Below are 24,786 nucleotides of genomic sequence, written 5' to 3' on the forward strand. Positions count from 1 at the left end.
CTCGACGCCGCCGGGTCCTGTGTACCGGAGGGGCTCACGCCGCGAGCAGCGTTGCGACGCATTCGACGTGGTGGGTCATCGGGAAGGCGTCGAACGCGCGCAGCGCGTCCAGGCGGTAGCCGTGCTCGGCGAGGGCGGCGACGTCGCGGGCGAGCGCGGCCGGGTCGCAGGCGACGAGGACGATGCGCGCGGCGCCCTGCTCCGCGAGCTGCCCGGCCAGGCCGCGCCCCAGGCCCTTGCGCGGCGGGTCGGCCACGATGACGTCCGGCGGCCCGGGCAGCGAGCTGCCTCCACGGGTCGAGCTCCGCTTCCCGCCGTCGCCCAGCACCTTCTCCACCCGGCTGCGCACCACCTGCACGGCGGGCAGGTCGGCGAGGCACGCCCCCGCCGCCGCCGTGGCGTCGGGGTCGCTCTCCACGAGCACCACCCGGCCCTCGGGCCCGACGCGCTCGGCGAGCGGGGCGGCGATGAGCCCCGCGCCGCCGTAGAGGTCCCAGGCACACGCGCCCGGCGCGAGGTCGCCGACGCCCTCCACCACGGCGTCGACCACGGCGTCCGCGGCGTGCGGGTGGACCTGCCAGAACGCGGCCGGCGGCAGCGCCCAGGTGCGCCCGGCGGCCCGCTCGTGGGCGGTGTCGCTGCCGATCTCGGGGTGCCGGGCGCCCTCGAACAGCTCGGCCGCGTGCACCTCGCCCTCGGCGTCGCGGACCACCTCGACCTCCGCGGTCGGCGTCCACGCCCGCTCCAGCACCGGCAGCAGGGCGCCGGGCGCGGCGATCGGGCAGTCGCCGACGGGCAGCACCTCGTGACTGCGGTGCACCCGCAGGCCGGGGCGACCGTCGTCGGTGACCGCCATCCGCATCCGCGTGCGCCAGTCCAGCGGCCCGCCGGGCAGCTCCTCGACGGTGACCTCGCGCTCGATCCCGGCCAGGCGCGCCAGCTGCTCGGCGACGACGGCCGCCTTGAGCCGGCGCTGGGCGGCCGGCGTCGCGTGCTGCCAGTCGCAGCCGCCGCAGCCGCCGGGCCCGGCCCAGGCGCACGCCGGCTCGACGCGGTCCGGCGAGGCCTCGAGCACGCCCACGGCGTCGGCGCGGCAGAACGATCCGCCGTTGTCCTCGGTGACCACCACCCGCACCCGCTCGCCGGGCAGCGCGTGCCGCACGAACACGACCCGGCCCTCGTGGCGCGCCACGCAGTGCCCGCCGTGCGCCACCGGGCCGACGTCGACCTCGAGGAGGCGGTCGGTCCAGTCCAGGGCCTCGCCGGGCGAGCCCACCGCGCTCATCGGGGCCGCACCGGGGTCTCGTCGCGGCCGCCGGCGCGGGCCGGGCGGGCGGGACGACCGGGCTCGGTCGCGGCGGGGTTCGGCGGCGGGGCGGGCGCGGCCGCCGCCGGCGCGCCCCCGGTCGGGGGCTCGTAGCCGCGGCGCGCCGACCCGGGCGCCCCCGGCGGACGGCGCGCGGCGGCGCGCTTCGACGACTCCAGCTGCCACGGCACGCTGACCACCATCACCCCGGGCTGGAACAGCAGCCGCCCCTTGAGGCGCAGCGCACTCTGGTTGTGCAGCAGCTGCTCCCACCAGCGGCCCAGCACGTACTCCGGGATGAACACCGTCACCACGTCGCGCGGGTTGTCGGTCCGGATCCGCTTGACGTACTGCAGGATCGGCTTGGTGATCTCCCGGTAGGGCGACTCGACGACCTTGAGCGGCACCGGGATGTCCCGCTTCTCCCACTCCGCGACCAGCGCGCGGGTGTCGCCGTCGTCGACGTTGACCGTCAGTGCCTCCAGCACGTCCGGCCGGGTCGCGCGGGCGTAGGCGACGGCGCGCAGCGTCGGCATGTGCAGCCGCGAGACCAGCACGACCGCGTGGTTGCGGCTGGGCAGCGTGCTGGTCATCACCTCCGGGGCGGCGATCTCCTCGCTGACCCGGTCGTAGTGCCGGCGGATCGCCAGCATCATGAGGAACGCGAGCCCCCCGGCGACGATCGCGATCCAGGCGCCGACCACGAACTTGGTGACGAGCACCACGAGCAGCACCGTGCCGGTCATGGCCGTGCCGAACCCGCTGACCCACCGCGAGCGCCGCAGCCGCGCCTGCTCCCCCGCGTCGGTCTCCGTGCGCAGCAGGCGCGTCCAGTGCCGCACCATCCCGGTCTGGGACAGCGTGAACGAGACGAACACGCCGACCGTGTACAGCGGGATCAGCGCGGTGACCTCGGCGCCGAACCCGACGACGAGCACGATCGCGAAGAAGGCGAGGAAGAGGATGCCGTTGGAGAACGCCAGCCGGTCGCCGCGGGTGTGCAGCTGGCGGGGCAGGTAGCGGTCCTGGGCGAGGATCGAGCCGAGCACCGGGAAGCCGTTGAACGCGGTGTTGGCCGCCAGCACGAGGATGAGGGCGGTGAAGATCGTGACCGCCCAGAAGCCCGGCGGGAAGCCGTCGAACACCGTGCGCGCGATCTGCGCGACCAGCGTCTCCTGCCGGTAGTCCGCCGGGGCCCCGACGAGCTGCTCCGCGGGCCGCTCGGCCATGACGACGCCCGACGCGCGGGCCAGGTAGATCATCCCGGAGAACAGGAACACCGCGATGAGCCCGAGCAGCGCGAGCGTCGTGGCGGCGTTGCGGGACTTGGGCTTGCGGAAGGCCGGCACGCCGTTGCTGATGGCCTCGACACCGGTCAGGGCCGCGCAGCCCTGGGTGAAGGAGCGCAGCACGAGGAAGACCAGGGCGAGCTGGGTGAGGTCGTCGGTGGAGTCGCCGCCGCCCTCGGGCAGGACGCCGAACCCGGCGCTCGGGGCGACGAGGTCGTCGCCGAGGGCCAGCTGCGCCACGCCCCAGACGATCATCCCGACCATGCAGACGATGAAGCAGTAGGTGGGGATCGCGAACGTCACGCCGGACTCGCGCACCCCGCGCAGGTTGATCGCGGTGAGCACGAGGATCGCGGCCACGGCGAAGAGGACCTTGTGGTCGCCGACGAACGGGATGAGCGCGCCGAGGTTGTCCGCCGCCGAGGACACCGACACGGCCACGGTGAGCGTGTAGTCGACGAGCAGGGCGCTCGCGACGGTGAGCCCGGCGTAGCGGCCGAGGTTGACCGTCGCGATCTCGTAGTCGCCGCCGCCCGACGGGTAGGCGTGCACGTTCTGCCGGTAGCTCACGATCACCGTCGCGAGCACGACGACGACCGCGACGCCGACCCAGGGCGAGAGCGCGTAGGCGCCGAGCCCGGCCAGCGACAGGGTGATCAGCACCTCCTGCGGGGCGTACGCCACCGACGACAGGGCGTCGGAGGCGAACACCGGGAGGGCGATCCGCTTGCGCAGCAGGGTGCCCTGCAGTGCGTCGCTGCGGAACGGCAGACCGAGCACGAGGCGCTTGGTCGCCGTGGCGAGCTTGGACACGAGGAAAGCGTAGGCGCGTCGCGACGTGGTGGCGCAGCCGACGTGGCCTGCCGTGACGCGGCCCGGTGACGACTCCGGCGGGCACGCCGGGCGATACGGTGCGCACCGCTCACGGGGTACACCGGAACACGTCGCCGCCGTGGGCACGGTGGGCGCGAGTCGGGGAGGCACACGATGACGGGGACGACATGGCGGGGATGACGCGGTGCACATCGTCGTGATGGGCTGCGGGCGCGTGGGGTCGTCCCTCGCGCTCGCCCTCGAGCGGCTCGGCCACGGCGTGGCCGTCATCGACCGCGACCCCCAGGCGTTCCGGCGCCTCGGCAGCGACTTCCACGGCCAGGAGGTCGTCGGCACCGGCTTCGACCGCGAGACGCTGACGGCGGCGGGCATCCACCGAGCCGAGGCGTTCGCCGCGGTCTCCTCCGGCGACAACTCCAACATCATCGCCGCGCGGGTGGCCCGCGAGACGTTCGGCGTCGGGCAGGTCGTGGCCCGCATCTACGACGCCAAGCGCGCCGCCGTCTACGAGCGGCTCGGCATCCCGACCGTCGCCACCGTGCCGTGGACCACCGACCGGCTGCTGCGCATGCTGCTGCCCGACGGCGTGGCCACCGCCTGGCGCGACCCCTCGGGCACCGTCGCGATCATGCAGCTGCACTTCCACGAGGACTGGGCGGGCCGGCCCGTCACCGAGCTCGAGGAGGCCACCGGCAGCCGGGTCGCGTTCATCGTGCGCTTCGGCACCGGGCTGCTCACCACCACCGAGACCGTCCTGCAGGCCGAGGACGTCGTCTACGCGGCGGCGGTCAGCGGGACCGTCGCCGCGGTCACGGCCGCCGCGGCGGCCTCGCCGGAGAGGGCGGAGTAGCGATGCGTGTGACCGTGGCGGGGGCCGGGGCGGTCGGGCGCTCCATCGCCGCCGAGCTCGTCGAGGCCGACCACGAGGTCATGCTCATCGAGCGCGACCTCGCCCACGTCGAGCCGGAGGCCGTGCCGCAGGCCGAGTGGGTGCACGCCGACGCCTGCGAGCTCGCCTCGCTCGAGGAGGCGCGCCTGCAGGGGTGCGACGTCGTCATCGCGGCGACCGGGGACGACAAGGTCAACCTCGTCGTCTCGCTGCTCGCGAAGACCGAGTTCGCGGTCCGGCGGGTCGTGGCGCGCGTCAACGACCCGCGCAACGAGTGGCTGTTCAACGACGCCTGGGGCATCGACGTCGCCGTCTCCACCCCGCGCATGCTCGCCGCGATGGTCGAGGAGGCCGTCTCGGTCGGCGACCTCGTGCGCCTGCTGACCCTGCGTCAGGGCACGGCGAACCTCGTCGAGGTCACGCTGCCCGCCAACACCCCGCTCGCCGGGCGCGCCGTCCGCGAGGTCCCGCTGCCCCGCGAGGCCGCGCTCGTCGCGATCCTGCGCGGCGGGCGGGTCATCGTCCCGCAGCCCGACGACCCCATCGAGCCCGGCGACGAGATGATGTTCGTCGCGGGCGAGGACGTCGAGGCGGAGATCCAGCGCGTCCTCAAGGGCGAGCCCGAGGAGTAGCCGGCGCCCCGATTCAGCAGCGAACGCCCTGTTCGCTGCTTCTAGGCGCGCGAACTCCGCGTCGATCTCCGACGCCCGTCGGCCGGAGCGTCCGCCGCGGCCTGGCGGCTGCGCCGGATGGCCCAGACGGTGACGGCGGCGGCGAGGGCGGCGAGCGGCACACCCATGGCGATGCGGACCCAGCCGAGCCACGTGTCGGCGTAGACGGAGTCGTAGAGCCAGCGCTGGACGACGAACCGCGCGGCGAACACGGCCACCCACGCCAGCGAGGCGATGTCGTAGGCGCGCACGATCCGCGGGTCGCGCCGCCAGTCCTGGCCCTCGCCGTTGACGAGGTGCCAGATCACGCCGACCAGCGGCCGGCGCACGAGCACCGAGAGCAGGAAGACCCCGCCGTAGACGAGGCTCGTCCAGATCCCGAGCAGGAAGAACCCCCGGGCCTCGCCGGTGCGCCAGGCCACGAACGCGCAGACCGCGACGCCGAGCAGGCCCGAGAGCGCCGGCTGCACGGCCTCGCCGCGCACCAGCCGCCAGGCGGCCACGGCGACCGCGGACACGACCGCCGCGACGATCGACGCGACGAGGATGCCGGTGATCGCCTGCACCACGACGAACACCACGACGGGCACGCCCGAGGAGACGATCCCCGAGAGCCCGCCCATCTGGTCGAGCAGCGTGGGCGTGCGGGGCGCGGGGGCCTCGTCCTCGGGCTGCTGGGGCTCGCCGGCCACCCCGGGGTCCCCGGGAGGCGCGAAGTCCTGCGTGGGCGGGTCCGCGCGCCGGAGGTCGACCGGGCCGGTCGGGGGATCGACCTCGTCGTCGGGGCGGCGCTCGGGGTTCGGCGAGGAGCGCGTCTCGGGTCGGATGGCGATCTCCCGGGGGACGGCGGGTCCACCCTCGGGGTGCCCGCGACGGCCGGCGGCCGGTGCCCGCCACGGTACGACCGCCGGCGCGGGCCGGGGTCAGTGGGCGAGCTGCAGCTCGTAGTAGGGGTTGTAGATGACCTTGCGGCCGTCGCGGACGGCCACCCGCCCGCTCGCCCGGACCGTGCGGCCCGGCTCGATACCGGGGATCCGGCGCCGGCCCATCCAGACGAGGGTGACGCCGTCGGTGCCGTCGAACAGCTCGGCCTCGAGCGTGGCGACCGAGCCGCGCGGACAGATCTCCACCGAGCGCAGGCGACCCTTGACGGTCACCGCCTCGCCGGTGCTCGAGTCGCACGCCCGGTCGCAGCCCGAGCGCACCGCCTCGGCGGACAGGTCGTCGGCGTCGAGGTCGCCGACGTCGGAGGTGAGCCGACGGACCATGCGACGCAGGAATCCGGTCTCGGCGGTCATGGCAGCGCTCCTGTGCGACCCCGCGGAGAGCGCCCCGAGCGGGCACCCTCGGCCGCGGACGTCTGAATGATAAACGAGTCGGGGCCGTTCGGTATGCCCGTCCCGCGCTTCGGCACCCGGGTCAGCTGCGCCCCGGCGAGGTCCCCGCCCCGGCGCGCTGGGGCAGCATCATCGGGATCACCGGGCCCTCGGGGCGGGTGATCTGGCGCGGCTTGGTCGGCATCGACTCGACCAGCGAGTCCGCGAACTCCTCGGGCACGTCCTCGGGCACGACGAGCGGCAGCAGCGAGCGCACCGGCAGCGGGTCCGAGGAGCGCGCGACGACCGTGCCCCGCAGCATCTCCCGCAGCATCCCGTGCAGCTTGAGCGCGTGCTGGACCGGCCCGGTGCCGACGCCGCGCAGCATCCAGCGCGGGCCCTCGACGCCGATGACGCGGGCCACGGTGTCGCCGTTGCGGGCCACGAGCTCGCGGCCCCACTCCCCCCGGTCACGACGGATCGTCGCGCCCTCCTTCTGCAGCTGGGCGGCGAGCTCCTCGACGAGCTCGGGCCACAGCCCGCCGGTGCGCGGGGCGGCGAAGGCGCTGACCGTCAGCCGGCCCTCGGGCACCATCGCGTGCACCGCCCGCAGCGGCCCGGACGGGTCCGGCTCGGCCTTGAGACGGGCGCCCCGCGGCACGGGGAGCTGCACCGACCCGAGGTCGAGGCGCAGGCGGCCGTCGCGCGGCGCGTCCTCGGCGTCCCACGGGCCCTGTCGCTGGTGGTGGCGCCGGCCCGCGGGCTCGGCGGCCACGGACACCTGCGCGACCCGCCCGGCGCGGTGCCGGTGGCGCCCCCCGCGCACGTCATCGGCCACGACTGCTGTCTCCTTCCGTCCCGACTGCGGGGTCCAGCTCCGCTCCGCTGCGTGTCCCGGCTGCGGGGTCCAGCTCCGCTGCGCTCCGTGTCCCGGCTGCGGGGTCCAGCTCCGCTGCGCTGCGTGTCCCGACCGCAGGGTCCAGCTCCGCACAGCCGGCCGGCGAAGCCACCCCGGTCGACCCGAAGCCCCCCGCCCCGCGTGCCGACGGCGCGACGGTGGCGAGCGTCTCGAGGTCGTCGACACCCTCGAGCACCCGGAAGACGGCGTCCTCGACCCGCTGGACCACGAGCTGGGCGATGCGGTCGCCGCGCCGGACGGTGACCGTCCGCGACGGGTCGTGGTTGACCAGGCACACCATGACCTCGCCCCGGTAGCCGGCGTCGACCGTGCCCGGGGCGTTGAGCAGGCCCAGACCCTCGCGGACGGCCAGACCCGAGCGCGGCACGACGAAGGCGGCGTAGCCCTCGGGCAGCACCAGCGCGACGCCGGTGCCCACCAGCGCCCGCTCGCCGGGCGCCAGCGCCACGTCGCGGGCGGCGGCCAGATCTGCGCCGGCGTCGCCGGGACGGGCCCGGGACGGCACGGGCAGCCCCGGGTCGAGGCGGACGATGTCGACCTGCACCACGGCGGGCGAGACTACTCTGGGTGTCGTGAGCTCCCCGCGGCCCTCACCGGGATCCGACGCGGGCCCGCCGATGCCGGCCCGGTTCAGCGAGCGCCTCGTCCTGCCCTGGTGGTGGTGGCCACCGGGACTGCTGATCGCGGGCCTGCTCGCCGCGGAGCTGCACATGGGCTACCCCGGCGTGCGCTCGTGGCTGCCCTACGTCCTGCTGCTGCCCCTGGCCGTGGTGCTGCTCGTGTGGCTGGGGCGCGTGCGCGTCACCGTCGAGGGCGGCGCGCTGTGCGCGGGCGACGCCCGCCTGCCGCTGGCGCAGATCGGGCAGGTGGACGTCGTGCGCGGCGAGGCCAAGCGGGAGGCCCTCGGCCCCCAGCTCGACCCCGAGGCGTTCGTCCTGCACCGGCCGTGGGTCGGGCCGGCCGTCCGGATCGAGGTGCTCGACCCGGACGACCCCGTGCCCTACTGGGTCGTCTCGACCCGCCGTCCGGAGCAGCTCATCGCGGCCCTCAGGTGACCCCGGAGCGCCTTGGAGCGGCCATCAGGCGGCGCAGTCGCGGCAGATGAACATGCCGCCGCGCTGGTCCGCCAGCCGGCTGCGGTGGTGGACGAGGAAGCAGCTCCCGCAGGTGAACTCATCGGCCTGCTTGGGCAGCACGCGGACCGTCAGTTCCTCGCCGGAGAGGTCGGCACCCGGGAGCTCGAAGCTCTCGGCGGTGTCGGTCTCGTCGACGTCGACGGCGGCGGACTGCGCTTCGTTGCGCCGGGCCTTGAGCTCCTCGAGGGAGTCCTCGCCCATCTCGTCGGTCTCGTTGCGGCGCGGGGCGTCGTAGTCGGTCGCCATAGCGTGTCCCACCCTCGGTCTTGCCCGGTTTCCTGCCGGTCCCATCTCGGTCGTGCGGCAGCACAACGCGGGACGGCGACCGTTTGTGCCGGACCCGGAAAGTGACCCGGGTCTCACCCAGGGGTCCCACGGCACGGACGAGGCGGACGTCCGCGCGGCTGCGGAGCGGCGGGAGGGTAACCCACGTGACCCCGCGCGGTCAGCCGACCCCGGGAGGGTGTCGGGATCGTGACCCGCCGCACCGCGTCGTCGTGCGGGGTGCTGCGGCAGCCGCCGCCCGGGTGTCCGGCCCCACTACCCTGGCGCGGACACGGGCAGTGGTCGGGAGGGGCGTCGGTTGGTCGGCACGTTCAGGGCGGGGACCTCGCGGGTGCGGGAGGTCTACCGGCGGCGCAACCTCGTCCCGGCGACGGTGCTGGTGGTGGTGCTCGCGGTGGCGAGCATCGTGACGTGGACGGTGGTGTTCACCAACTCCACCGCGGGCTCGGTGACCACCTGCAACACCTCGCCGGTGCCCGGCGCCGGCGCGCCGCAGGCGACGGACGCGCTCGACGACCAGGCCGCCGCGGCCCCGGGTGACGTGCGGGTCAAGGTGCTCAACGGCGCCGGCACCCGCGGCCAGGCCCAGCTGGCGGCCGCCGAGCTCGGCGAGCTGGGGATCGCCGAGGCCGCCCCGCCGGACAACGACCCGCTCTACCCCGCCCAGGACCTCTCCTGCGTGGGCCAGATCCGCTACGGCCCCGAGGGGGCGGCGGCCGCGCGCACGCTGAGCCTCGTCGTGCCGTGCGCCGAGCTCGTCGCCGACCGGCGCTCCGGCAGCGAGGTCGACCTCGCGCTCGGCGACGACTTCCGCGACATCGCCCCGCCGCAGCCCGTCACCGAGGCCCTGCGCGCGCTCTCGCGCCAGACGGCCACCGACGGCTCGGGCGCGCCCGCGCCGGTGCCGGACGCCGCGACGCTCTCCGCGCTGCGGTCGGTGGACTGCAGCAGCTAGCCGATCCCGCCCGCGCCCTCGGCGACGAGCAGCGCGGTCAGCGGGCCCGCGAGCGCCGGGGCCGCGACGACGGTCGCCGCCTCGCCGAGCCCGTCGGGGTCCGCGCCGGGCAGCCGCACGACCGCGCCCGCCTCCTGCGCGATGAGCCCGCCCGCGGCGTGGTCCCACGGGTGCAGGCCGTGCTCGTAGAAGCCGTCGAGCCACCCGGCGGCGACCGCGCACAGGTCCAGCGACGCGCAGCCGGTGCGCCGGACGTCGCCGATCCGCGCCGCGATGCGCGCCAGCACCGCCGCCTGCCGGCTCCGGCGGCCGGGGTCGTAGCCCAGGCCGGTGCCGACGACGGCCAGCGACAGGTCCTCGAGGGACGAGACCCGCAGCGGCTCGCCGTCGCGGTGCGCCCCGTGCCCGCGGGCCGCGCGCCACACGCGACCCGAGACCGGCTCGACGACCGCGCCGGCCACCACCTGCCCGTCCACCTCGGCGCCGAGCGACACCGAGAACCACGGCAGCCCGTGGGTGTAGTTGACGGTGCCGTCGATGGGGTCGACGACCCAGCGCACCTGGCCCGGCGCGGGCGTGCCGGAGGTGCCGCCCTCCTCGCCGAGCACGAGGTCGTCCGGGCGCGCCGCCGCGAGCCGCTCGCGCACCAGCGCCTCGCAGGCCGTGTCGCCCTCGGTGACGACGTCGGTGGCGGAGCTCTTGGTGTCGAGGCGGTCGCGGCCCACGACGCGCTCGCGGACCTCGAGGGCCAGCGCGGCGGTCTCGGCGGCCACGGCGACCGCGAGGTCCTCCAGGACGGTGGGATCGGGGTGCTCCACCGCCGCATCCGACCACAGGTGGGTGTCCACGCGACGACGTGCAGGTCACCGCCCGGTGATCGCGCTCCGCGGTCGTCGACGGGGGGCTCGGAATCGATTCCGCAGGGACGTCGGGGCAGGTCGCGGGCGGGGCGCGAGCGAGAGGTGCGACGACGGGCCGTCCCGCTCGTTACAATGGAGCACGAGCCGAGACGGTTCACCGGGAGGTACCGGGGCCCTCGACGTCGTCCCGCGTCCGGGTGTCCACCCGGCGACCCCGGTCGTCGATCCCGTCGCCGTTCAGCCGTTCGTCACGAAAGGTCGTCTGTGGCAGCCGCAAAGTCCGCAACCCGACGCCGCGTCACCGACGCCGCCGACACCGACGCCGCCGCTGCGGGCGGCCCGGTCGGTGTCGTCGCCGCTCCTGACGACGCCCCGGAGGCGCCGGCGAAGAAGGCGACGCGCTCGGCCAAGGGCGGGAAGAAGGCGCCGGCCAAGGGCAAGGGCGCGGCCGCCAAGACGAAGGGCGACGCCCCCGAGGGTGTCGAGAGCGCCGAGGAGATCGACGCCGCCGACGGTCCCGAGGGCGCGGACCTCGAGGGGCTCGAGGGTTCCGAGCTCGAGGCCGCGGCCTCCGAGCTCACCGAGGACGTGGTGGTGCTCGGCGCCGAGGTGGTCGAGGCCGCCGAGGTCGAGACCGAGGAGCCCACCGAGGAGGACAAGAAGTCCGGCGACTTCGTCTGGGACGAGGAGGAGTCGGAGGCGCTGCGCCAGGCGCGCAAGGACGCCGAGCTCACCGCGTCCGCCGACTCGGTCCGCGCCTACCTCAAGCAGATCGGCAAGGTGGCGCTGCTCAACGCCGAGGAGGAGGTCGAGCTCGCCAAGCGCATCGAGGCCGGTCTCTACGCCTCCGAGCGGCTGCGCAAGGTCGCCGAGGCGCAGCAGGAGCTCGCGACGCAGATGCGGCGCGACCTGCGGTGGATCGTCCGTGACGGCGAGCGCGCCAAGTCCCACCTGCTCGAGGCGAACCTCCGCCTCGTGGTCTCGCTGGCCAAGCGCTACACCGGCCGCGGCATGGCGTTCCTGGACCTCATCCAGGAGGGCAACCTCGGTCTGATCCGTGCGGTCGAGAAGTTCGACTACACCAAGGGCTACAAGTTCTCGACCTACGCGACGTGGTGGATCCGCCAGGCCATCACCCGCGCGATGGCCGACCAGGCGCGCACCATCCGCATCCCGGTGCACATGGTCGAGGTCATCAACAAGCTCGGTCGCATCCAGCGCGAGCTGCTCCAGGACCTGGGCCGCGAGCCCACCCCGGAGGAGCTGGCCAAGGAGATGGACATCACCCCGGACAAGGTGCTGGAGATCCAGCAGTACGCCCGGGAGCCCATCAGCCTCGACCAGACCATCGGCGACGAGGGCGACTCCCAGCTCGGCGACTTCATCGAGGACTCCGAGGCGGTCGTCGCGGTCGACGCCGTGTCGTTCACCCTGCTGCAGGACCAGCTGCAGTCGGTCCTCGCGACGCTCTCGGAGCGCGAGGCCGGCGTGGTCCGCCTGCGCTTCGGCCTCACCGACGGCCAGCCGCGCACCCTCGACGAGATCGGTCAGGTCTACGGCGTGACGCGTGAGCGCATCCGCCAGATCGAGTCGAAGACGATGTCGAAGCTGCGCCACCCCTCGCGCTCGCAGGTCCTGCGCGACTACCTGGACTAGGTCCCGGACGCACCGACGGCCCCCGAGCTCCGGCTCGGGGGCCGTCGTCGTGCGTGCACCGTCCACACGCGGCGGTCCCGCGCCCGGGCCGGACGAGGTCGGGATCCGGGACCTTCGGCCCTCGGCCGCGGCCTCGCCACCCCGCACCATCCCCCGCGTTCGCGCGGCAACGGTGTCGAGGAGGACGCGATGGCCACGTACGCCTACCGCTGTCCCGCCTGCGGCGCCTTCGACGAGATCCGCCCGATGGGTGAGGCACCGGAGCGCGTGGAGTGCCCACGCTGCGCTGCGCCCTCACCGCGAGCGTGGACGGCTCCACGCCTCGCAGGGATGAACCCCGCGCTGCGCTCGGCGCTCGCGCGGGAGGAAGCCAGCCGCGACGAACCCGAGGTCGTCACGCGCGCCTCGGGCACGACGCGTCGCTGATCGGACGTGCGGGCGGCCCGGCGGCCCCCCGTCGGCCGGACGTCCTCGCCCAGGGAGGGCCCACCAGTGGCAGCTACCGGTCTGTTCTACGTCGGCGCGGTCCTGTTCGTGAACGGACTGCTGCTCCTCGGCTTCATCGAGCCCAAGGCCGCGGCCATCATGAACCTGTTCGTCGGGACGCTCCAGGTCGTCACCCCGACGTTCCTGATCTTCACGGCGAACGGCGACCCCGACACGATCCTCCAGGCGTCCGGCCTGTACCTCTTCGGTTTCACCTACCTCTACGTCGGCATCGGCCTGCTCGGCGACCTCGACACCACCGGCGTCGGCTGGTTCTCGCTGTTCGTGGCCATCGCGGCGGTCGGCTACTCGTACGTGAACTTCGCGCTGCTCGACAACCTGCCCTTCGGCGTGATCTGGCTGATGTGGGCCTTCCTGTGGACCTTGTTCTTCCTCGTGCTGGGGCTGAAGCGTGAGGCCCTGACCCGGTACACGGGCTGGGTCACGCTCATCGAGGCCTGGGTGACCGCCGCGATCCCCGGGTTCCTGCTGCTGACCGGTCAGTGGCCCGCCACCGCTGTCACCGCGATCGTGCTCGGGGCCATCGCGGTCGTCATGGCGCTCGTCCTCCTGCCGACGCTGCGCCCGCCCGGGCGACGGACGGCGAGGGCCGGCGAGGGCGGTCCGGCGCCCGTCGAGACCCCCGACCAGACCTACAGCCGGACCTGATCCCGGCTCCGTCCGCAACACCCCCGGCCGGTGACCGCCGGCCCCTCCGTGGAAAAGGTGATCGCCCATGCCCGAGGTCGTGTTCGAGGTCGACCAGTCCAAGTCCATGCGCGACCAGGCCGTCCCGGGCCACAACCGGTGGCACCCGGACGTCCCGCTGGCCGCGATGGTCCGGCCGGGCAGCGAGTTCCGGGTGGAGTGCCGGGAGTGGACCGACGCCCAGATCGGCAACAACGACTCGGCCAACGACGTGCGCGACGTCGACCTCGCCCGCGCGCACATGCTCTCCGGCCCGATCGGCGTCGAAGGGGCGGAACCCGGCGACCTGCTCGTGGTCGACATCCTGGACCTCGGGGCGTGCCAGCCCCCTCAGGAGTACGGCGACGCCCCCGGTCAGGGCTGGGGCTACACGGGGATCTTCGCCCGCAGCAACGGCGGCGGTTTCCTCACCGACTACTTCCCCGACTCCGCGAAGGCCATCTGGGACTTCCACGGCCAGGTCGCGACCTCACGCCACCTGCCCGGCGTGCGCTACACCGGCATCACCCACCCCGGCCTGTTCGGCACCGCGCCGTCGGCCGACCTGCTCGCCCGCTGGAACCGCCGCGAGCAGGCGCTCATCGACCGCGACCCGGACCGCGTCCCGCCGCTGGCCCTCCCGCCGCTCCGCGAGAGCAGCCTCGGCGGGCAGGCGACGGGGTCGCTCGCCGACCAGATCGCCGAGGAGGGCGCCCGCACCGTGCCCGCCCGGGAGAACGGCGGCAACCACGACATCAAGAACTTCACCCGCGGCAGCCGGGTCTACTACCCGGTGCACGTCGCCGACGCGAAGCTCTCGGGCGGCGACCTGCACTTCAGCCAGGGCGACGGCGAGATCACGTTCTGCGGCGCCATCGAGATGGGCGGCTTCATCGACTTCGGCGTCGACCTCATCAAGGGCGGGATGGAGACCTACGGGGTGAGCACCAACCCGATCTTCATGCCGGGCAACGTCGAACCGCGCTACTCGGAGTTCCTGACCTTCATCGGGATCTCGGTCGACCACGACACCGACACCAACGAGTACCTCGACGCGACGCTGGCCTACAAGCGGGCGTGCCTGAACGCCGTCGAGTACCTCAAGAAGTTCGGCTACACCGGCGAGCAGGCGTACCTGCTGCTCGGGTCGGCGCCGATCGAGGGCCGGGTCAGCGGCGTCGTGGACATCCCGAACGCCTGCTGCTCGCTCTACCTGCCGACCGCCATCTTCGACTTCGACATCCGGCCGTCGGCGTCCGGTCCGGCCCGGGCCGACCGCGGGATGTCGGCGGTCACCAGCTGAGGCAGGCCCTCACGAGTGGAGGGCCGGCGAGTCGTCACCGTCCACCCGCGGGCGGGAGGTGACGACCGCCGTGCCCCCGCAGTTCCAGCACGACGGCTCGGGCTCGCGGTCCCGGCCGCCGACGTCGCAGCGAGGGCAGTGCCAGTGGCTGACGATGAGATCCATGACGACCCTCCGGAGGAGCGTGATCCCCGCTCTCGAGACTGGGTCCCCCCACCGCGGCACGTCGCCGCCGACCGCGCAGGTGTGCACAGCCTGCGCACAGCTCACCACATCGCGGAGTCACTCGCCGAGGCAGGTGTCCCCGACGAACCGGTCGTGCTCGACCGTCGCGGGCCCCACCGGAGCATCCAGGGCCTGGAACGCCTGCTCGACGACGCGCTCGAGGAGGAGGCGGCCGAGCGGCGCGACGCCGGGCAGGACGCTGGGCAGGACGCCGGGCAGGACGACGGCAGCGAGGGCTGCTGACGGGCGACGAGCCACGTCCGCGCGGTCGGCGGGCCGCACGGGGCCGTCCGGTCGATGGTCATCACCGGCGTCCCGTTCCTAGACTCCCCCGGTGACCACCGGTGGCGTCCGTCGATCCCCGCAGGGCGGGCTGGCGGAGGTCCTCGACCTGATCCTCGACAAGGGCCTGGTCATCGACGCCTTCGTCAAGGTGTCGGTGGTCGGCATCGAGCTGGTCACGATCGACGCCCGGATCGTCGTCGCCAGCGTCGACACCTACCTGCGCTTCGCCGAGGCCACCAACCGCCTCGACCTGCACGAGAAGGGCGGCAAGGGCCTCGCCGAGCTGCCCGGCCACATGACCGAGAAGGTCTACCACGGCGGCGCCAAGGGCATCACGAAAGGCGTCCTCGACGCGGGCCACGAGATGTGGCAGGAGCTGCGCGAGGAGCGCCGGGAGAAGAAGCGGCGCAAGCGCCGACAGCCCGACTGACCGCACCGCCCCGCCTGACATGCTGGCGGGGTGCAGCCCGATCCCCCCGCCGACGCCCTGCCCGACACCGACCCCGCCGAGGTCCACCGGCGCTCGGTGGCGCTGATCCAGGGCATGGACGCCGGCGACCTCGACGCCGTCGGCGCGTTGCTCGGGGAGCTCCGCGGGCCGGAGGAGTTCGCGGCCCAGGTGGTCAGCCTCGCGAGCCTCGCGCGGCTGCTGCTCGACCAGCGCGAGGACACCGCGCCCGGCGCCGACGAGGCCCGCGCGGCGGTGCTGCACGAGCTCGCCGGCGTCCTCGCCGCCGCCGAGACACCCTGACGCCCGTCACACCCTCCCACCGCGTGGCGGCGAGGCCCGTCGGGCACGATCACGGGGTGAGTGCCGCGAGGGACGAGCCGACCAGCACGGAGCCGACGGTCACGGAGGACGCCGCGCTGGCCCGCGAGCTGGCCGACGCGACCGGGGCGCTGCTGCTCGGCCTCCGCGACGACACCGGGCCCGGCCGCGACCGCGAGTACCGCGGCGACGCCGAGGCCCACGAGTTCCTCGTCGACGCGCTGCGCCGCCACCGCCCCGCGGACGCCGTGCTCTCCGAGGAGGGCACGCAGGACCCGGCGCCGCGCCGCGGGGCGCACCGGCTCTGGATCGTCGATCCCCTCGACGGCTCCAGCGGCTACGGGCGCGGCGGCGACGAGTGGGGCGTGCACGTCGCGCTGGTGGTCGACGGCGTGCTCGTCGCCGGCGCGGTGGCCCTGCCCGCGCGCGGCGAGCTGGTCGACTCGGACACGGTCGCCCCGGTGGCCGACACCCCGGTCGACGACCGGCGCGGGCTCACGGTGACGATCAGCCGGTCGCGCCCGCCGGTGGAGCTGCGCCGCCTCGCCGCGGTGCTGCCGGTGCGCACGGTGCCGCTCTCGGCGGCGGGGGTGAAGACGCTCGCCGTCGTCGACGGGACCGTCGACGCCTACCTGCACTCCGGCGGGCAGTACGAGTGGGACAACGCCGCGCCCGCCGCGGTGGCCCAGGGCGCCGGGCTGCGCGTCACCCGGCTCGACGGCCGGCCGCTGCCGTTCGGGGCCGACGACCCGTACTCCCCCGACCTGCTCATCGCCCGCCCCGCCGTGCACGAGGCGATCCTCGACGTCCTGGTCGGCTGAGAAGCCTCAGTAGCGCCAGCGCCAGGCCGCGAGGACGTCGTCGATCTCGCGCTCGGCGGCCCAGGCGGCGTCGGCACGGCGGACCGCCAGGAACGCGCCGAGGCGCTCGGGACCGAGGGCGCCGGTGATCCGATCGTTCGCGAGCAGCGCCGCCTCCTGCGCCGAGGCCGTGGTCGGCAGGGGCACGACGCCCGCCGCGGCGCGCTCGTCCTCGGTCCAGGTCCCGGGGTCCGAGTCGAAGGGCGCGGGCGGCGTGAGGCCCTCCTCGACGCCGGCGACCCCGGCCGTGAGCAGGGCGGTCAGCGCGAGGTAGGGGTTCGCCGAGGCGTCGGAGACCTTGAGCTCGACGTTCCCGTGGTCGGCGCCCAGCAGGGACGAGCCGGCGACGTAGCGCACCGGCGCCTCGCGGTTCTCGACGCCCCAGAAGCCGTACGCGCCGGCGAAGAAGCCGGGCCGCAGCCGCGCCATCGATCCGATCGAGGGCGCGGTGACCGCGGCGACCGCGGGCAGGTCCCGCAGCAGCCCGGCGATGTAGGCCGCGCCGGCCGGGTCGGTCGGGCCGTCGACGCCGCCGGCGAGCAGGTTGCGCCCGTCGCGCCACAGCGAGGTGTGGGCGTGCCAGCCGTTGCCCGCCATCTGCGTCGAGGGCAGCGGCGCGAAGCTGACCCGCAGGCCGTGGCGGGCCGCGGCGGCGAGCACGGTCTGGCGCGCCAGCAGCTGCTCGTCCGCGGCGCGCACCGGGTCGGTGGCGCCGAGAGAGAGCTCCACCTGCGCCGGGCCGTACTCGGCGTGCAGCTGGCCGATCCGCAGCCCGTTGGCCTCCGCGTCGCGCAGGACGTCGGTGACGAAGCCGTCGATCTCGAGCAGCGCGTGGGGGCTGTACGCCGGGCCGCGGTAGGACGGCACGACCGCCCCGTCCGGGCTCGGCACCGAGACCGCGAACTCCATCTCGTAGCCCACCAGCGCCGAGAACCCGCGGGCGGCGAGGGCGTCGACCGTGGCCACCAGCGCCGAGCGCTGGTCCCACGGCCACGGCGAGCCGTCCACGGTGACCTGCGTGCCCGGCGCCCACGCGAGCCCCGGCTGGCCGGCGAGCGGGGTGAGCCGGTCGAGGTCGGGCACCAGGCGCACGTCGCCCGAGGGCGTCTCCCGCCCCGGCGCGCCGTACTGGATGCCGTCGTTGGTGTCGAAGATCGCGAAGACGGTGCTGACGCCGATCCCCGTCTCGGCCACCTGCGGCAGCGTCGCCACCGGGACGGTGCGCGACCGCGGGATGCCGTTGTTGTCCGCCCAGACGACCGTGACGCCGTGGACACCCCGGCCGCGCAGCTCCTCGACGAGCTCCTCCCTCGCGTCGCCCACCGTGTCCTCCCGTCGCCCGCCCGCGTGGTGTCGCACAGGCTAGTGGGCGACCCCGACACCGACGCTGCGCTCACGCCGACCCGTCGGGGTGGTCCGCCCCGGGCCGGCATCCTCCGGACCACTCGTCTCCCGAGATCGACTCCCGATCGGGTGGTCGCGCTCCGTACCCCGGAACGGGCGGTCCCTCACCGACGATGAGCGGTTCGTGACGGACGACAAAGCGGCGCGTGAACACGAGCGGTCGCGGGCCGCGTCTGCCACAGTGGAGGGGCGACGGTCGCACGACCGGAGCTCGCGGGCCCGGACACTCGTCCAGGGCCTCGACGGAGGGAGATGACGATGCCCGGCACCCTGACCCGGCCAGAACTCACCGCCTCGGACCGCTGCGATCGCTGCGGTGCAGCGGCGAAGGTTCGCGCCGTACTGCCCTCCGGTGGAGAACTCCTCTTCTGCGGGCACCACGCCCGGGCCCACGAGGCCAAGCTGAAGGAGCTGTCGGTGGACGTGCAGACCGGTGAGAGCGCATGACGGCCGCCTGACCAGCAGAGACCTCAGCAGCACGGACAATTCGAGATCGAGACCACGACGGGCGAGGACCACTGGGGTCCTCGCCCGTCGTCGTGTCCGGGGTCGACCGCGACGATCACCCGTGATCAGCGGCGCCCCGGGGACGCGACCCGGCCGTCCCGCACCCGGTGATCTCCCGTGATCGTCCCCGGCGGGCCGGCGCCGAGCCGTGGCTGCGCTCCCGGGCCGATCGCTGCGCCCCGTCGGCCCGGCCCGCGCGGCCTGCGCGATCACCCGCGGTGGTGACGCTCCGGTGAACGACGTGACGCGCCGGTGTCGGACGGCGACGACCGCGACACAGGCCCGTCGCCACGGTGTGTGATGTGCACCACACGTCACCGACCGACCACGCAGTGTCGGTGGATCACCGCCAGGAGCGCAGCGTCGCGATCCGCTCCTCGATCTGCTCGATCGTCGCCATCGGCGTGGCCGGGCCGCCGCAGTGCTTGCGGAGGTCCCCGTGGATCTGCCCGTGGGGCTTGTTCGTGCGGTGGTGGTGGGCCGCGACGAGCGCGTTGAGCTCGCGGCGGAGGTCCTTGAGCCGCTCGGCCACCCCGACGTCGCGGCGGAACTCGCGCGTGGGCGACGGCGCCGCCGGCTCGGCCGTCGTCACCGACGCGGCGGGCGCGCGGGCCTCCTCGCGGTCGAGCTGCTCACTCTGGCGGCGGCGCAGCAGCGCGCGCACCTGATCGGGCTCGAGGAGCCCGGGCAGCCCGAGGTAGTCCTGCTCCTCGTCGGTGCCCGCGCCGGCGGCCGTGCCGAACGAGGAGCCGTCGTAGATGAGCTGGTCGAGCTCGGCCTCCGCGGACAACGCCTCGAACGCCTTCTCCTGCTCGCCCGGCTCGTCCTCGGTGCGGTTGGCCTGCTCGACCAGCTCGTCGTCCCACCCCTCCTTCGGGCGGTGCGGCTCGCCGAGGACGTGGTCGCGCTGCACCTCGAGCTCGCTGGCCAGGGTCAGCAGCGACGGCACGCTGGGCAGGAAGACGCTGGCCGTCTCGCCCGGCCGGCGCGACCGGACGAAGCGCCCGACGGCCTGGGCGAAGAACAGCGGCGTGGACGCGCTGGTGGCGTACACGCCGACGGCGAGGCGGGGGACGTCGACGCCCTCGGAGACCATGCGCACCGCCACGAGCCAGCGGTCGTTCGAGCGGGAGAACTCGGCGATGCGCCCGGACGCCTTGGGGTCGTCGGAGAGCACGACGACGGGCTCCTCGCCGCCGATGCGGCGCAGCAGCGTGGCGTAGGCCTTCGCGGTGGTGTGGTCGGTCGCGATGACGAGCCCGCCCGCGTCGGGGACCCCGCCCGCGCGCAGCTGCGTGAGCCGGGTGTCCGCGGCCTGCAGCACCGCGGGCATCCACTCGCCCTTGGGGTCGAGCGCGGTCTTCCAGGCCCGCGAGTTCTGCTCGGCGGTCAGCGGCTCGCCGAGGCGGGCGGTCATCTCCTCGCCGGCGCTGGTCCGCCAGCTCGCCTGGCCCGAGTAGGCCAGGAACACCACGGGGCGCACGACCCCGTCGGCCAGCGCGTCCGCGTAGCCGTAGGAGTGGTCGGCCCGCGAGCGCAGCACGCCGGCGGCGTCGGGCTCGTAGGTGATGAACGGGATCGGGCTGTCGTCGGACCGGAACGGGGTCCCGGTCAGCGCCAGGCGCCGCGTCGCGCCGGCGAAGGCCTCGCGCGTCGCCTCGCCCCACGACTTGGCGTCGCCGGCGTGGTGGATCTCGTCGAAGATCACCAGGGTGCGGCGGCCCTCGGTGCGGTTCATGTGCAGCACCGGGTGCGCGGCCACCTGGGCGTAGGTGACGGCGACGCCGCGGAAGTCGGTGGACGTGCGGCCCACGGCGTTCGAGAACTCCGGGTCGATCGCCACGCCCGCGGCCCGGGCGGCCTCGGCCCACTGGTGCTTGAGGTGCTCGGTGGGGCAGACGATCGTCACCGTGTCGACGGTGCGGTCGCCCAGCAGCTCCCCGGCCACGCGCAGCGCGAAGGTCGTCTTGCCGGCGCCGGGCGTCGCGACGGCCAGGAAGTCGCGGGGACGCTCGCTGAGGTAACGGGTGAGCGCGCGTCGCTGCCACTGGCGCAGCGGACGGGCTCCCGAGGGATCGGTGCTGGTGGGGCTACCGGTCGCACTGGTCGTCGTACGGCTGGTCAACGGCCCTCCGGGGCGGACGTCGGACGAGGGGCGGGCCCGGGGGCCTACTCGCCGTCGTCACCACCGCGGGGCATCTTGTTGAAGATCTCCTTGCACGCCGGGCAGACCGGCGAGCCGGGCTTCGGGGAGCGCGTGACCGGGAAGGTCTCGCCGCACAGCGCCACCACCATCGACCCCGTGACGGCCGATTCGGCGACCTTGTTCTTGCGCACGTAGTGGAACATCTTCGGGTCGTCGTCGCCCGTGCGGTCGGTCCCCTGCGGGCGGGTGTCGGGAAGCACGGTCGTCTGGCTCATGGCTCCATGATGCCCCACCGGCCTCCGCCGCCGTGCGCTCGTGCGGGCATGTGCGTGCCGTATCGGGCGGCACCGCGCCCACCCTGCGGATTCCCCGGAACGGCACCCACGCCGTCGGTCGGGCTGTCACGGTGAGCACGCCCCGGTCCACCGACGGTGAGGAGCCCCCGTGGCCCACCCGGCCGTGCCCCGCCCGCCGCGCGTTCCCGGGCGCGTTCCTCGGCGCGCCGACGCCGGTGGCGTGACGGTGCCCCCGGAGGAGCTCCCCGGCGATCCGGGGTCGCTCCTGCGCGACGCGCTCGCCGTCGTCGGCGCACACCGCGCGCGGCTGGCGCGCCTGGGCCTGCACCTCGTCGTCGCCGCGCTTCCGCTGCTGGCGATCTCGGCGCACGTCTTCGGCATCGCGCCCATGAACGTCACCGGCGGGCTGCTCGTGGTGCCGCTGACGCTGGTCGTCCTCGTGCTCGGCGTGTTCGCGCCCGTCGGCGAGGACCGGATCGTGCTCGTGGGCGCGGTGTGGGGCGTGGTCGCCACGCTGGTCTACGACGCCGTCCGCCTCGACACCGTCTACCTGCTCGGCTGGTGGGGCGACTTCATCCCGACCGTCGGCACCTGGATCCTCGGCGACACGGGCGGCGCCACGGCCACCGGAGCGGTCGTCGGGTATCTCTGGCGCTACGTCGGCGACGGCGGGGGCATCGGCGTGACGTTCTTCCTGCTCGTCGCCGCCACCGGGCTGCGGCGCTGGGGCGAACGCGCGACGGTGGCCGCGGCCGTCGCGTTCGCGGTGTTCCCGGTGTGGACGGGGCTGGTCGCCACGGTCGCGATCGCGCCGCGGGGCGAGCGCCTGATGTTCCCGCTGACGCCCGCCACCGTGGCCCTGTCCCTGCTCGGGCACCTCGTGTTCGGGCTGGTCCTGGGGCTCGGGTGCGCGCGCTGCCGCGGGCTCGAGGAGCGCTGGCCCTGGCCCGCGCTGCTCGACCGGCCGTGGTCCCGGTCGGCGGGTCCGGTCCGGGTCCGTCCCGGAGACGACGGCTGGGGCCCGGCGGACCTCGTCGAACCGCGGCCGCCACGGCTCTCCCTGCTCGGCCGGGCGCCGGCGCGACCCGCGATACCCGAGGCGCCCGGCGAGGTCACCGAGATCGTCGTCGAGCGCCCCCTCCCCCGGTCCGGGCGGGCGGCCGGGGCGCGGCGCGCCCGCGGGACGGCCGGCCCGGCGTCGGGTCCGCTGCCGGTCAGCCGGCTCGACGCCGCCCCGGCCGCGGCGTGGGCCGAGGCGTGGCAGCGGTCGGCGGTGGGGCCGCCGCTGGGTCCGCGGCCGCAACCATCGGTGGGGCCCGCGTCCGGGCCGGTGCCCGTCGGACCGCGGCCGCCCCTCTCGGCGCCCCCCGGGCCGCCGTCGGGGTCCGCGCCGGTCGGCGCGGCGCCGGGGTCGGTGCCGGTGGACCCGCCGTCGGGCTCGGTGCCACGACGTCGCGACCCGGCCTCCGGGCCGGTGCAGGTGCTGGGGACGCCGTCGGCGCCCGTGCCCCTGTGGGGCGCCGGCGGTCCGCGCGCCCCCCGGAGCCCCGTCGAGGCGTCCCCGAGGTCCGCGTTGGCCGACCGCCGCGCCGAGGCCTGGGGACTCGCGGTCCCACCCGGCCACGCCGACCCGTGGCTCGGCGCCCCCCGCGAGGCGGCGGGGACGAGTTCCGCGAAACCGCACCCGACGTCGTCGACGCGTCGCTAGCGTCCGCGACGCGGAGTCAGCACCAGGGAGCGGAGGGCGATGAGCGGGTCGGCGTGGGGGCCGGGTGGGCGGGGCCGGGCGGGCTCGGGGCGTGCCGGCGTCCGCTCCTCCGACGTGCCCGAGAGCCCCTGGGCCGCGCTCGACCGCCGCTCGGGCCCGCGCCGCCTCCCGGTGCTACTGCTCGGTCTGGTCGGGGTCGCGGTGCTGGTCATCGGGGTCGCCGTGGGCGCGGGCACGCCGGTGGTGTCCCACGGCGGGCTGGTGTCGATCGCCGACGACGAGGGCTCCTCCGACGACGGCGACTCGGGGTCGAGGTCGAGGTCCGACGAGGAGCCGGGGTCGGGGTCGGGCGGCGACTCGGGCTCCTCCGGCGACTCGGAGTCCGGCGGCGACTCGGACTCCGGGTCGGGCTCCGGCGGCGACTCGGACTCCGGCGGCGACTCGGACTCCGGGTCGGGCTCGGGCTCGGGGTCCGGCGGCAGCGGGAGCGAGGACGGCGGCCAGGGCGACGAGGGTGGCCAGGGCGGCGAGGCCGGCGGCGAGCAGGGCGGCGGCGGTGCCGGCGGCGCGGGCGGTGAGGGCGGCGCGGGCGGCGCGGGCGGCGCGGGCGGCGCGGGCGGCGCGGGCGGCGAGGAGTTCCCCAACCGCGACCAGATCGGGCGGGCGTCGGCGAACGAGTACATCGCGATCCAGCAGGCCGACCGGGGGGTCCGCGGCGAGGGCGGCGTGTTCTCCGGCGGGAGCTACACCATCCGCTGCGCGATGAGCGCCCACCACAACTCGGACAACTTCATCATCGCCCCCGGCGTGCGCAACGGCGCCCAGCACACCCACGACTACGCCGGCAACGAGGGCACCAACTTCGCCAGCGAGGACGAGACGCTCGAGGAGTCGACCACCACCTGCACCAACGGCGACCGCTCCCCCATCTTCTGGCCCGTCCTGCGCGACCTGCGCGGTCAGGGCCCCGACGTCGGCGTCGACGGCGGCAGCCTCGACGGCAACGTCGGGTCGTTCATCGAGCCGTCCGCGGTCGACATCACCTTCCACGGCCACGGCACGCGGCGCACCGAGCCGATGCCGCTGAACATCGCCCTGGTCACGGGCTCGGCGAAGGCCGGCACCACCGGCGGCGAGGGCAGCAACGCCAAGTTCACCTGTACGGGCTCGGGCGGGCGGATGACCGACCTCTACCCGATGTGCCCGCAGGGCTCGACCCTGCAGCGGGTCTACGACTTCCCGAGCTGCTGGAACGGCCAGGACCTCGACTCCGAGGACCACAGCAGCCACATCGTCTACCCGGACGAGGACGGCGAGTGCGCCCAGGACCTCATCCCGGTGCCCGCGCTGCGGATCACGGTGAACTACGACGACCCGCCGCCGGGGCGCCAGTTCGCCATCGACAGCTTCCCCGAGCAGCAGCACAACCCGATCACCGACCACGCGCTGCTCGAGTACCTCTCCTCCGAGCGCCGCGCCCAGGAGGGCGCCGACTGCATCAACGCCGCCCGCCGGTGCGTGCAGGGCCCCGAGCAGGACGCGGCCGGCGCCGGGTCGACCGACGCGGCCGACCGGGTGCCGCGCTCGCAGACCTTCGCCCACGCCCTCGCGACCCACGCGCGGCACGGGGCGCGCCCCGCGGCCCGGGTCGTGCCGCCGGGTCACGACACGCACGACACGCACGGCACCCACGGATCGGCCGGCACCCACGGCGCCCCGGCCACGCCCGGCCTCCCCGGCGACGCCGACCGCCTCGGCGGGCTCGCCCTCCCACGCGCCGGACAGCCCGGCCGCGACGCCGACGCGGCCGTCCGCGGACCGGCAGCGGACAGCGCCCCGGCCACGGTCGCCGACCTGCCGACGGCGGGCGCCCCGGGTACGGTGCTCGCTCCGCCGGCGACGCTCGGGCGCCTCCCCGGCGTCGCGCCGCTCCCGGGACTCGCCGCCCCGCTCGGGCCACCCGGGCCGGCGGCCGAGCACGGCACCTGAGCCGG

General features: G+C 75.2%; 26 protein-coding genes and 1 pseudogene. 14 read left to right on the forward strand and 13 right to left on the reverse strand.

The window, feature by feature from the left end:
* Positions 1-34: 34 nt before the first annotated feature.
* Entirely contained in the window at positions 35-1,285 is a 1,251-nt protein-coding gene (locus tag PGB27_RS01985) for a class I SAM-dependent RNA methyltransferase (RefSeq protein ID WP_274198655.1), read from the reverse strand.
* A complete protein-coding gene (locus PGB27_RS01990; RefSeq protein WP_274198656.1) occupies positions 1,282-3,408 on the reverse strand; it encodes an APC family permease in 2,127 nt (708 codons plus the stop codon). Before PGB27_RS01990 ends, PGB27_RS01985 begins: the two co-directional genes overlap by 4 nt.
* 205 nt (positions 3,409-3,613) lie before the next feature.
* Between PGB27_RS01990 and PGB27_RS01995 the strand changes: the two genes are divergently transcribed.
* Both PGB27_RS01995 and PGB27_RS02000 read left to right on the forward strand, forming a co-directional pair.
* Complete coding sequence (locus tag PGB27_RS01995; protein ID WP_274198657.1) at positions 3,614-4,279, forward strand: potassium channel family protein; 666 nt, start codon at positions 3,614-3,616, stop codon at positions 4,277-4,279.
* A gap of 2 nt (positions 4,280-4,281) precedes the next feature.
* Complete coding sequence (locus tag PGB27_RS02000) at positions 4,282-4,950, forward strand: potassium channel family protein (protein ID WP_274198658.1); 669 nt, start codon at positions 4,282-4,284, stop codon at positions 4,948-4,950.
* Between the two features lie 41 nt (positions 4,951-4,991).
* Here PGB27_RS02000 and PGB27_RS02005 read toward each other — a convergent pair whose 3' ends face one another.
* From PGB27_RS02005 to dut, 4 genes and pseudogenes are all read right to left on the reverse strand, one after another.
* Positions 4,992-5,681, reverse strand: coding sequence for a DUF3159 domain-containing protein (locus tag PGB27_RS02005; RefSeq protein ID WP_274198659.1), 690 nt, complete (start codon positions 5,679-5,681; stop codon positions 4,992-4,994).
* A 231-nt stretch (positions 5,682-5,912) separates the two neighbouring features.
* Complete coding sequence (locus PGB27_RS02010) at positions 5,913-6,287, reverse strand: OB-fold nucleic acid binding domain-containing protein (RefSeq protein WP_274198660.1); 375 nt, start codon at positions 6,285-6,287, stop codon at positions 5,913-5,915.
* Between the two features lie 121 nt (positions 6,288-6,408).
* Positions 6,409-7,143, reverse strand: coding sequence for a DUF3710 domain-containing protein (locus PGB27_RS02015; RefSeq protein WP_274198661.1), 735 nt, complete (start codon positions 7,141-7,143; stop codon positions 6,409-6,411).
* A gap of 172 nt (positions 7,144-7,315) precedes the next feature.
* Positions 7,316-7,768: pseudogene (gene dut / locus PGB27_RS02020) on the reverse strand (dUTP diphosphatase); the annotation flags it as partial.
* A 73-nt stretch (positions 7,769-7,841) separates the two neighbouring features.
* On the opposite strand from dut, the gene PGB27_RS02025 reads away from it, so the two are divergent.
* Positions 7,842-8,279, forward strand: coding sequence for a DUF3093 domain-containing protein (locus PGB27_RS02025; RefSeq protein WP_274198987.1), 438 nt, complete (start codon positions 7,842-7,844; stop codon positions 8,277-8,279).
* Positions 8,280-8,303: 24 nt separating this feature from the next.
* Here the strand turns inward: PGB27_RS02025 and PGB27_RS02030 are convergent, their stop codons facing one another.
* Positions 8,304-8,606, reverse strand: a complete 303-nt coding sequence (locus PGB27_RS02030) for a DUF4193 domain-containing protein (RefSeq protein WP_116706156.1) — start codon at positions 8,604-8,606, stop codon at positions 8,304-8,306.
* A gap of 370 nt (positions 8,607-8,976) precedes the next feature.
* Here PGB27_RS02030 and cei point away from each other — a divergent pair, with 370 nt between their 5' ends.
* On the forward strand, positions 8,977-9,600 hold the full coding sequence (gene cei, locus PGB27_RS02035) for an envelope integrity protein Cei (RefSeq protein WP_274198662.1): 624 nt from the start codon (positions 8,977-8,979) through the stop codon (positions 9,598-9,600).
* Here cei and PGB27_RS02040 read toward each other — a convergent pair.
* Positions 9,597-10,448, reverse strand: coding sequence for an inositol monophosphatase family protein (locus tag PGB27_RS02040; RefSeq protein ID WP_274198663.1), 852 nt, complete (start codon positions 10,446-10,448; stop codon positions 9,597-9,599). The two genes, cei and PGB27_RS02040, sit on opposite strands and share 4 nt — an antisense overlap.
* A gap of 144 nt (positions 10,449-10,592) precedes the next feature.
* On the opposite strand from PGB27_RS02040, the gene PGB27_RS02045 reads away from it, so the two are divergent.
* The 4 genes from PGB27_RS02045 to fmdA all read left to right on the forward strand — a co-directional run bounded on the left by PGB27_RS02045 (position 10,593) and on the right by fmdA (position 14,592).
* On the forward strand, positions 10,593-12,116 hold the full coding sequence (locus PGB27_RS02045; RefSeq protein ID WP_274198664.1) for an RNA polymerase sigma factor: 1,524 nt from the start codon (positions 10,593-10,595) through the stop codon (positions 12,114-12,116).
* Between the two features lie 189 nt (positions 12,117-12,305).
* Entirely contained in the window at positions 12,306-12,542 is a 237-nt protein-coding gene (locus tag PGB27_RS02050) for an FmdB family zinc ribbon protein (protein ID WP_274198665.1), read from the forward strand.
* 66 nt (positions 12,543-12,608) lie between these two features.
* On the forward strand, positions 12,609-13,271 hold the full coding sequence (locus PGB27_RS02055) for an AmiS/UreI family transporter (RefSeq protein ID WP_274198666.1): 663 nt from the start codon (positions 12,609-12,611) through the stop codon (positions 13,269-13,271).
* A gap of 67 nt (positions 13,272-13,338) precedes the next feature.
* The gene (gene fmdA, locus PGB27_RS02060; RefSeq protein WP_274198667.1) at positions 13,339-14,592 is read left to right on the forward strand and encodes a formamidase; all 1,254 of its coding nucleotides are present in this window, start codon (positions 13,339-13,341) and stop codon (positions 14,590-14,592) included.
* A 9-nt stretch (positions 14,593-14,601) separates the two neighbouring features.
* On the opposite strand, the gene PGB27_RS02065 is transcribed toward fmdA, so the two are convergent.
* The gene (locus tag PGB27_RS02065; RefSeq protein WP_274198668.1) at positions 14,602-14,757 is read right to left on the reverse strand and encodes a hypothetical protein; all 156 of its coding nucleotides are present in this window, start codon (positions 14,755-14,757) and stop codon (positions 14,602-14,604) included.
* Between the two features lie 117 nt (positions 14,758-14,874).
* Positions 14,875-15,099 (reverse strand): hypothetical protein, encoded by a 225-nt coding sequence (locus PGB27_RS02070; RefSeq protein WP_274198669.1) that lies wholly within the window; start codon positions 15,097-15,099, stop codon positions 14,875-14,877.
* A gap of 52 nt (positions 15,100-15,151) precedes the next feature.
* On the opposite strand from PGB27_RS02070, the gene gvpJ reads away from it, so the two are divergent.
* The 3 genes from gvpJ to PGB27_RS02085 are packed head-to-tail and all read left to right on the forward strand — an operon-like array spanning position 15,152 to position 16,692.
* On the forward strand, positions 15,152-15,532 hold the full coding sequence (gene gvpJ, locus PGB27_RS02075) for a gas vesicle protein GvpJ (RefSeq protein WP_274198670.1): 381 nt from the start codon (positions 15,152-15,154) through the stop codon (positions 15,530-15,532).
* 30 nt (positions 15,533-15,562) lie between these two features.
* Positions 15,563-15,853, forward strand: a complete 291-nt coding sequence (locus PGB27_RS02080; protein ID WP_274198671.1) for a hypothetical protein — start codon at positions 15,563-15,565, stop codon at positions 15,851-15,853.
* 56 nt (positions 15,854-15,909) lie between these two features.
* Positions 15,910-16,692 carry an inositol monophosphatase family protein gene (locus PGB27_RS02085; protein WP_274198672.1) on the forward strand — a complete coding sequence of 261 codons (783 nt, stop codon included), beginning with the start codon at positions 15,910-15,912 and terminating at the stop codon, positions 16,690-16,692.
* 6 nt (positions 16,693-16,698) lie between these two features.
* Here PGB27_RS02085 and PGB27_RS02090 read toward each other — a convergent pair whose 3' ends face one another.
* Entirely contained in the window at positions 16,699-18,054 is a 1,356-nt protein-coding gene (locus PGB27_RS02090) for a type I glutamate--ammonia ligase (RefSeq protein ID WP_274198673.1), read from the reverse strand.
* Positions 18,055-18,387: 333 nt separating this feature from the next.
* Here PGB27_RS02090 and PGB27_RS02095 point away from each other — a divergent pair, with 333 nt between their 5' ends.
* Positions 18,388-18,582 carry a DUF7455 domain-containing protein gene (locus PGB27_RS02095; protein WP_116706165.1) on the forward strand — a complete coding sequence of 65 codons (195 nt, stop codon included), beginning with the start codon at positions 18,388-18,390 and terminating at the stop codon, positions 18,580-18,582.
* 403 nt (positions 18,583-18,985) lie between these two features.
* Here the strand turns inward: PGB27_RS02095 and PGB27_RS02100 are convergent, their stop codons facing one another.
* The gene (locus PGB27_RS02100; protein WP_274198674.1) at positions 18,986-20,767 is read right to left on the reverse strand and encodes a DEAD/DEAH box helicase; all 1,782 of its coding nucleotides are present in this window, start codon (positions 20,765-20,767) and stop codon (positions 18,986-18,988) included.
* Positions 20,768-20,811: 44 nt separating this feature from the next.
* Entirely contained in the window at positions 20,812-21,063 is a 252-nt protein-coding gene (locus PGB27_RS02105; protein ID WP_274198675.1) for a DUF3039 domain-containing protein, read from the reverse strand.
* A gap of 241 nt (positions 21,064-21,304) precedes the next feature.
* Here PGB27_RS02105 and PGB27_RS02110 point away from each other — a divergent pair, with 241 nt between their 5' ends.
* Together PGB27_RS02110 and PGB27_RS02115 are read left to right on the forward strand one after the other, a co-directional pair.
* On the forward strand, positions 21,305-22,792 hold the full coding sequence (locus PGB27_RS02110) for a hypothetical protein (protein ID WP_274198676.1): 1,488 nt from the start codon (positions 21,305-21,307) through the stop codon (positions 22,790-22,792).
* A gap of 39 nt (positions 22,793-22,831) precedes the next feature.
* Positions 22,832-24,781: a DUF1996 domain-containing protein gene (locus tag PGB27_RS02115; protein ID WP_274198677.1), complete on the forward strand. Its 1,950-nt coding sequence runs from the start codon at positions 22,832-22,834 to the stop codon at positions 24,779-24,781.
* The last annotated feature ends 5 nt before the right edge of the window (positions 24,782-24,786 follow it).

Origin of the sequence: Actinomycetospora lemnae, assembly GCF_028737315.1 — a bacterium.
GTDB classification, from domain to species: Bacteria; Actinomycetota; Actinomycetes; order Mycobacteriales; family Pseudonocardiaceae; genus Actinomycetospora; species Actinomycetospora lemnae.

Bases quoted from the DNA above. Each gene is read 5' to 3' on its own strand.
- PGB27_RS01985 (WP_274198655.1), bottom strand. From the start codon at position 1,285: ATGAGCGCGGTGGGCTCGCCCGGCGAGGCCCTGGACTGGACCGACCGC.
- PGB27_RS02000 (WP_274198658.1), top strand. From the start codon at position 4,282: ATGCGTGTGACCGTGGCGGGGGCCGGGGCGGTCGGGCGCTCCATCGCC.
- PGB27_RS02010 (WP_274198660.1), bottom strand. From the start codon at position 6,287: ATGACCGCCGAGACCGGATTCCTGCGTCGCATGGTCCGTCGGCTCACC.
- PGB27_RS02025 (WP_274198987.1), top strand. From the start codon at position 7,842: ATGCCGGCCCGGTTCAGCGAGCGCCTCGTCCTGCCCTGGTGGTGGTGG.
- PGB27_RS02030 (WP_116706156.1), bottom strand. From the start codon at position 8,606: ATGGCGACCGACTACGACGCCCCGCGCCGCAACGAGACCGACGAGATG.
- PGB27_RS02045 (WP_274198664.1), top strand. From the start codon at position 10,593: ATGGAGCACGAGCCGAGACGGTTCACCGGGAGGTACCGGGGCCCTCGA.
- PGB27_RS02050 (WP_274198665.1), top strand. From the start codon at position 12,306: ATGGCCACGTACGCCTACCGCTGTCCCGCCTGCGGCGCCTTCGACGAG.
- fmdA (WP_274198667.1), top strand. From the start codon at position 13,339: ATGCCCGAGGTCGTGTTCGAGGTCGACCAGTCCAAGTCCATGCGCGAC.
- PGB27_RS02065 (WP_274198668.1), bottom strand. From the start codon at position 14,757: ATGGATCTCATCGTCAGCCACTGGCACTGCCCTCGCTGCGACGTCGGC.
- PGB27_RS02095 (WP_116706165.1), top strand. From the start codon at position 18,388: ATGACGATGCCCGGCACCCTGACCCGGCCAGAACTCACCGCCTCGGAC.
- PGB27_RS02105 (WP_274198675.1), bottom strand. From the start codon at position 21,063: ATGAGCCAGACGACCGTGCTTCCCGACACCCGCCCGCAGGGGACCGAC.
- PGB27_RS02115 (WP_274198677.1), top strand. From the start codon at position 22,832: ATGAGCGGGTCGGCGTGGGGGCCGGGTGGGCGGGGCCGGGCGGGCTCG.